General features: G+C 47.8%; 5 protein-coding genes. 1 reads left to right on the top strand and 4 read right to left on the bottom strand.

What is annotated here, in order from left to right; translation table 11 throughout:
- The 4 genes from KW93_RS12075 to KW93_RS12060 form a co-directional block, all read right to left on the bottom strand.
- Window positions 1–649: class I SAM-dependent DNA methyltransferase (locus KW93_RS12075; RefSeq protein WP_033543277.1), on the bottom strand; the 649-nt coding region annotated here is incomplete at its 3' end.
- Between the two features lie 80 nt (window positions 650–729).
- Window positions 730–1,368 (bottom strand): YczE/YyaS/YitT family protein, encoded by a 639-nt coding sequence (locus tag KW93_RS12070; protein ID WP_327078720.1) that lies wholly within the window; start codon window positions 1,366–1,368, stop codon window positions 730–732.
- Between the two features lie 79 nt (window positions 1,369–1,447).
- Entirely contained in the window at window positions 1,448–1,939 is a 492-nt protein-coding gene (gene ybaK, locus KW93_RS12065) for a Cys-tRNA(Pro) deacylase (RefSeq protein WP_033543276.1), read from the bottom strand.
- 64 nt (window positions 1,940–2,003) lie between these two features.
- Window positions 2,004–4,163 carry a DNA topoisomerase III gene (locus KW93_RS12060; RefSeq protein WP_033543275.1) on the bottom strand — a complete coding sequence of 720 codons (2,160 nt, stop codon included), beginning with the start codon at window positions 4,161–4,163 and terminating at the stop codon, window positions 2,004–2,006.
- A gap of 172 nt (window positions 4,164–4,335) precedes the next feature.
- Here KW93_RS12060 and KW93_RS12055 point away from each other — a divergent pair, with 172 nt between their 5' ends.
- A complete protein-coding gene (locus KW93_RS12055; protein WP_033543274.1) occupies window positions 4,336–5,322 on the top strand; it encodes a nuclease-related domain-containing protein in 987 nt (328 codons plus the stop codon).
- The last annotated feature ends 485 nt before the right edge of the window (window positions 5,323–5,807 follow it).

Raw genomic sequence — 5,807 nt, 5'->3', positions numbered from 1 at the left:
AACGGCCGTTTCCGCTTTTCTTGCTAGCGTCGATCAACCAGACATAATTGTTGAGCTGCGTGAATTCCACAGTGAATCCGGCCTGCTCAATCAGCTCTTTCATGATCGGCAGAGTTGTATAATATTCACGGTTTAAATCTTCTACAAGATTATCATGACCGCGTGTTTTTTCAAAGTCAACCACTTCCTGGCGCACTTCCGCCGACTTGAACATCGTGTCCGCGAACACCACTTTCCCGCCTGCCGGAAGCAGGTCTGCATACAATTTGAACGCTTTCGCTTTTTCAGCGTCCGTCAAGTGGTGGAATGCGTATGAGCTGACGAATGACTTCGGCTGTACCGGAGTTTGAAATTCCAGGAAATCGCCGTCTGTGATTGAAACATCATTCAACTTCTCCTGTGTCACTGTTCTCATCGCTTCGTTCGGCTCGATGCCTGTCACTTCAAATCCACGGTCGATCAATTTTTGTGTCAGATTGCCTGTCCCTACTCCAAATTCGACTACCGGACCTATCGCTGCATCGGCAACTGCCTGCAGAATTTCTTCATATTTAAAGAATACGTCTCTGTATTCCGCGTCTTTTCCGCTTACTGAATCGTCATATGTGTGAACCCATTCATCAAATATAGTTACGAACTCGCGTCCCATAATTTTCTCCTTCAGGTTTCATTATTTATAAAACCAATAGTTTTACTCGGTTTTATTTATAACATAAAAAAGCGCCGGTTTCAAACTTTCAAAACCGGCGGCAATTCATCCTTTTTTTCAATGATTTTTCTTAATAAAGCTTCTGACTGCGGCAAAGTGAACTGCACTATTCTGCCTGTCACCAGCGCTACTGCCACTGTACCGATTCCAAGCGGTCCGCCGAGTGCCCAGCCGAGCAGTGCCGCGGTGACTTCAATTCCCGCCCGAACCACGGTAACACTCAAACCGGTTTTCTCCATCAGCACGAGCATCAGGCTGTCACGCGGACCCGCGCCGATTTTCGGGGACACATAAATGCCGACACCAAAGCCCGAGACAATGATTCCACCAATCAGCATCAGCACCTGTCCGGTAAGGGATGGAATCTCCGGAATCAGGAAATTGTAGATATCGATGAATACACCGACCAGGAGCATATTCAGAAATGTGCCGACCTGCGGCAGCCGGCGCGTGGAGAGAGTCGAAACGGCGATCAGGAAGAAAGCGACAAGAATTGTCCAGGTGCCGATCGTAAATCCGAAATTGAGAAATAAACCGACATGCAGCACATCCCAGGGACCGATTCCCAGTCTGTTGGCCTTGATGATCATTGTGAAACCAAGTGCCAGTATTATCAGGCCGCCGAGAAAAAACAGCCAGCGGTAAAACATGGTTCTCATTATCAACATCCTTCTTTCTCTCTGTTTGTTCCCTTTCAAGAAAGATCCATCCATTCGACGGAATGGATGGATCTCCCGTTTACGGTTCCCCCACCGTCAAAGCGGCGAACCGGGCGCCCGTCACTGTCTGCAAATGTGCCGGATCCACTTTGATCTGCATGCCGATTTTTCCGGCAGAAACGATGATTTGCGGCTGCATTTCCGCCTGCTGTGCCAGGAATGTCGGAAACGGCTTTTTCATGCCGACAGGTGAACAGCCCCCGCGTACGTAGCCGGTGAGCTGGAAGATATCTTTTACAGGCGCCATTTCAATCCTTTTCTCCCCGGCTGCTTTGGCCGCTGCTTTCAGATTCAACTCTTCGGCTACCGGAATGACAAATACATAATGCTGTTTTGATGAACCCACCGCGACCAGCGTCTTGTAGACCAGTTCTTCGGAGTGACCTATTTTGGCGGCAACTGAAATGCCATCCACAAGCCCGTCATCCATCTCGTACTGAATGATTTCATAAGGGATCTTTTCTTTATCCAATATTCTGGCGGCATTGGTTTTGGTCATCTTTTTACTCATGGCGGTACTCCTTGTCTGGAAACTTTTCTATTAAAATCAGCTTACCACCATTGTCGAACTATTTCTAATCGTTTTGATTCAGCAATTTTTTCAAAGCTTCCGCCATGGCCGTGTTTTGCGGCGGCTCGTCCTGCTGCTTCAGGTATTGATTGACGTCTTTCTTTGTCGCTTTCGACTGGCCGGATTTCTTCCGTTTTTCAAACGCCGACAGTTTCTCGCGGTGTCCGCATTTGCAGACGAAAATCTTGCCGTCGCCTTCGCCCTGCATTTCCAGTTTCTTATGGCAGTTCGGGCATCGCGCATTTGTCAGCATCGCCACTTGCTTCTTGTAGCCGCATTCACGGTCCTGGCAGACATTCATCTTGCCGCGTTTTCCGTTGACTTCAAGAAGCGGCTTGCCGCAATCCGGGCACATCTTGCCGGTGACGTTGTCGTGCTTGAATTTCTGGTCGCTCTTTTTAATATCGGAAACCGATTTCTCCGCGAATAAAACCATTTCTTTCATGAATTCATTCTTTTTCATCTGGCCTTTGGCGATTTTCGTCAGCTGCTGTTCCCAGTCAGCCGTCAGTTTCGGTGACTTTAAGTCTTCCGGAACGAGTTCCAGCAATTGGCGGCCTTTCGATGTAATCGTCAGGTCTTTACCTTTTTTCTCGATCAGGAACGTGTTGAACAATTTATCGATGACGTCGGCGCGTGTTGCCACTGTACCAAGTCCACCCGTTTCACCGAGTGTCCTGATCAATTCCTTCGATTCACCGGCCATGAACTGCGCCGGATTTTCCATAGCTCCGAGCAGCGTTCCTTCATTGAAGAAAGCGGGTGGCTTCGTTTTGCCTTCGGTTAGGCTGATGCCTTTGATGTTCAGCGTCTGCCCTTTTTCAAATGGCGGCAGCTTCGAGTCGTCCTCTTCGTCGTCATCATTATAGATGCGTTTCCAGCCTTCATTTCTTACCGTATTGCCTTTCGCCTGGAACGTTTCGCCGCCGGCAGTCAGTTTGACCGTCGTCTGGTCGTATTCATACTGCGGATAGAAAACCGCCAGGAAGCGCTTGACGATCATGTCGTATAATTTATGTTCGTTTGCCGACAGCTCATGCAGCGGCGGGTTTTCCTCCGTCGGAATAATGGCGTGATGATCGGATACTTTGGCATCGTCGATGACGCCTTTCTGTGCCGCGACCGGCGATTTCAGAATCGTTGCTGCGAGCGGACGGTAAGGTCCCGTCTGCACCGCTTTGATGCGGTCTTTCAGCGTATCTTTCATATCAGATGTCAAATGCTTCGAATCCGTCCGCGGATAAGTCACGATTTTATAGCGCTCGTACAGGTTCTGCAGCGTGTTAAGCGTCTCTTTCGCCGACCAGCCATATCGTTTATACGCTTCTTTCTGCAATTCGGTCAAGTCGAATAAAGGTGGTGCCGGCTGCTTTTTCGGCGTGATTTTGATATCTGTAATGGTGCCCTCATGAGTGCTGTCAAGCTTATGGAATAAACGGTCGATTTTCTCTTTATCGAACGACTGCGTTGAATTGCCGTCTGTCCACGTGAATGCCGCTTCGTTTGTAATCGCCTGCATGCCGTAATACGGCTTCGGCTGGAAGTTGCGGATCTGCTGCTCGCGTTCTGCGATCATCGCAAGCGTCGGCGTCTGCACGCGGCCGGTCGATAATTGTGCATTGTATTTTACGGTAAGTGCACGCGTCGCATTGATGCCGACAACCCAGTCTGCTTCCGCTCTCGCAACTGCAGCCTGATAAAGGTTTTCGTAGGCTTTGCCGTCTTTCAGGTTGTTGAAGCCGTCTTTGATCGCCTTGTCGGTGACCGACGAAATCCACAGGCGCTTGACTGGTTTCCGCGTATTCGTCTTCTCCAGAATCCAGCGTGCAACGAGTTCCCCTTCACGCCCGGCATCCGTCGCGATGATGACATCCTTGACGTCGCCGCGGCTGAGCTGGGCCTTCACCGCGTTATATTGTTTCATGGACTGTTTGATTGGCACGAGTTTGAACGGCTTCGGCAAGATTGGCAAATTTTCCATTTTCCATTCCTTGAAGTCGTTGTCATATTGTTCCGGCTGGGCGTGCGTCACCAAGTGTCCGAGCGCCCACGTCACGATATACTGCTTCCCTTCCAGAAAGCCGTTGCCTTTCTGACTGCATCCAAGCACCCGCGCAATATCGCGGGCAACGGATGGTTTTTCCGCTAATACTACTGATTTCATAATTTATTCACCCTCATTTCTCATTTGGTTATTATAGCATTTTCAGCTGGGGAAGGCAGGTGAGGTGTTTTGTTCCTAAGCAGAATAACTTCACTGAAATAAAATCGGAAAATTCTTTCTAATTACAACTAACAAAGGTATGCTTTATTCATCACAGAAAGGAGTTGACCCATTGATCCTGAAACAGCGTTCCGCACCGCCAGAAATTTTTCAGCTCGAAAGTTTAATCAGGCGCACTCCCATTGTCCATCCCCTATCCACCCACTGGACAGAAAAACTCCGACGAATTTCCGCCGGCTTCCACGGCGAACAACATGTCGATTCCCTTTGGCACGAAATTCCCATCGAGTGCCCCCATTATTTTCTGCACGACCTTTTCGTACAGAGAGAAAAATCTTCCCATCAAATGGATACCGTACTTGTGACGAACCGCTATGTACTTCTTATGGAAATTAAATCGATTGCGGGCCAGCTGGATTTCGATCCGCAGCTGCGGCAATTTTCCCGCACCAATAAAGACGGCACGATTGACGGCATGAGAAATCCGGACGACCAAATTCTCCGTCACGAGAAATGGGTGCGGCGTTTTTTGGCAGACAAAAAAATCTCCCTTCCCGTCATCGGCATAATCGTGTTCACCTATCCATCGTCTATCGTGAACAACCGGCCGAAAAACCGCATCATCATCCAGGCATCCGGCCTTCCATTTCTGATGGATCAGTTTGCAATCAAGTATCCCAATGATGTATTAAATACGCGCCAAACGCGCCGGCTCGCTGACCACTTTCTCCAATTGCATACGGAGCGGCCGCTGAGAAAGCTGGATGTGCCGATGGATTTGAGGAGAGGTGTGCTGTGCGGAAGAGATTGTGGTGGAAAGATGGAATATTACTGGCGTAAGTGGACATGTGAAAAGTGTTTTAGGGTTGATCGTCTTGCTCACTTTGAGACCCTGCTGCAATATAGGGTGTTAGTCAGCCAAACGATTTCCAATAAAGAATTTCGTGAATTTACCGGAATTGAATCCACCACAACAGCATCTAAGTTGTTGAAAATGGCTAACATGCCGTTTGAAGGCAGTTATAAAGATCGGATTTATCAAATTCCACATGAGATCATTCAATTAGAAAGTATTTCGTCTAATTTAGAAAGTATTTGATTCAAATTGGAAAGTATTTGACCTGAAATGGAAAGTATTTTGGTCATTTTGGAAAGTAAGCTCTTTTACTGGAAATGACCTTTTAAATAATGTAAATAAAATCCAGCGATTCTCTGTTTTTATGTACAATTTAAATGCTTTCACGCAAATTTCAACCTAAAATTTCATTCACACCTTAGCATCCTGTATCCAGACGGCCAATTCACAACCAAATCAACAATTTTCCGACTCATACAGCCACCCCAACCCCCTAATTTGAAAAAATCTCCGCTTCCGCGAAGATTTCCTTAAAGAAGGACGCTTTTCGCACGGGCTTCAGCGAAAAGCATCCATATATTCTATTGAATTTCGTCCTGGCACTTTGATCAACCTACATACCCCAATCAAAACAAAAAACCTCCCGCAGGAGGTTTTTTGGAAATTGTGTGAAATGCAACGGACGCTGTCGCTTTTCGGTGTCCAGACTCCAGCGGCCCAGCTCTTCG

It is taken from the genome of Planococcus sp. CAU13 (assembly GCF_000775575.1).
GTDB lineage: Bacteria > Bacillota > Bacilli > Bacillales_A > Planococcaceae > Planococcus.
The sequence above is the reverse complement of the archived record's forward strand: the minus strand, read 5'-3'. Positions and strand labels throughout refer to the sequence as shown.

Excerpts from the sequence above, each read along its gene's own strand:
- KW93_RS12060 (WP_033543275.1), bottom strand. The coding sequence starts at position 4,163 with ATGAAATCAGTAGTATTAGCGGAAAAACCATCCGTTGCCCGCGATATT.
- KW93_RS12070 (WP_327078720.1), bottom strand. The coding sequence starts at position 1,368 with ATGAGAACCATGTTTTACCGCTGGCTGTTTTTTCTCGGCGGCCTGATA.
- ybaK (WP_033543276.1), bottom strand. The coding sequence starts at position 1,939 with ATGAGTAAAAAGATGACCAAAACCAATGCCGCCAGAATATTGGATAAA.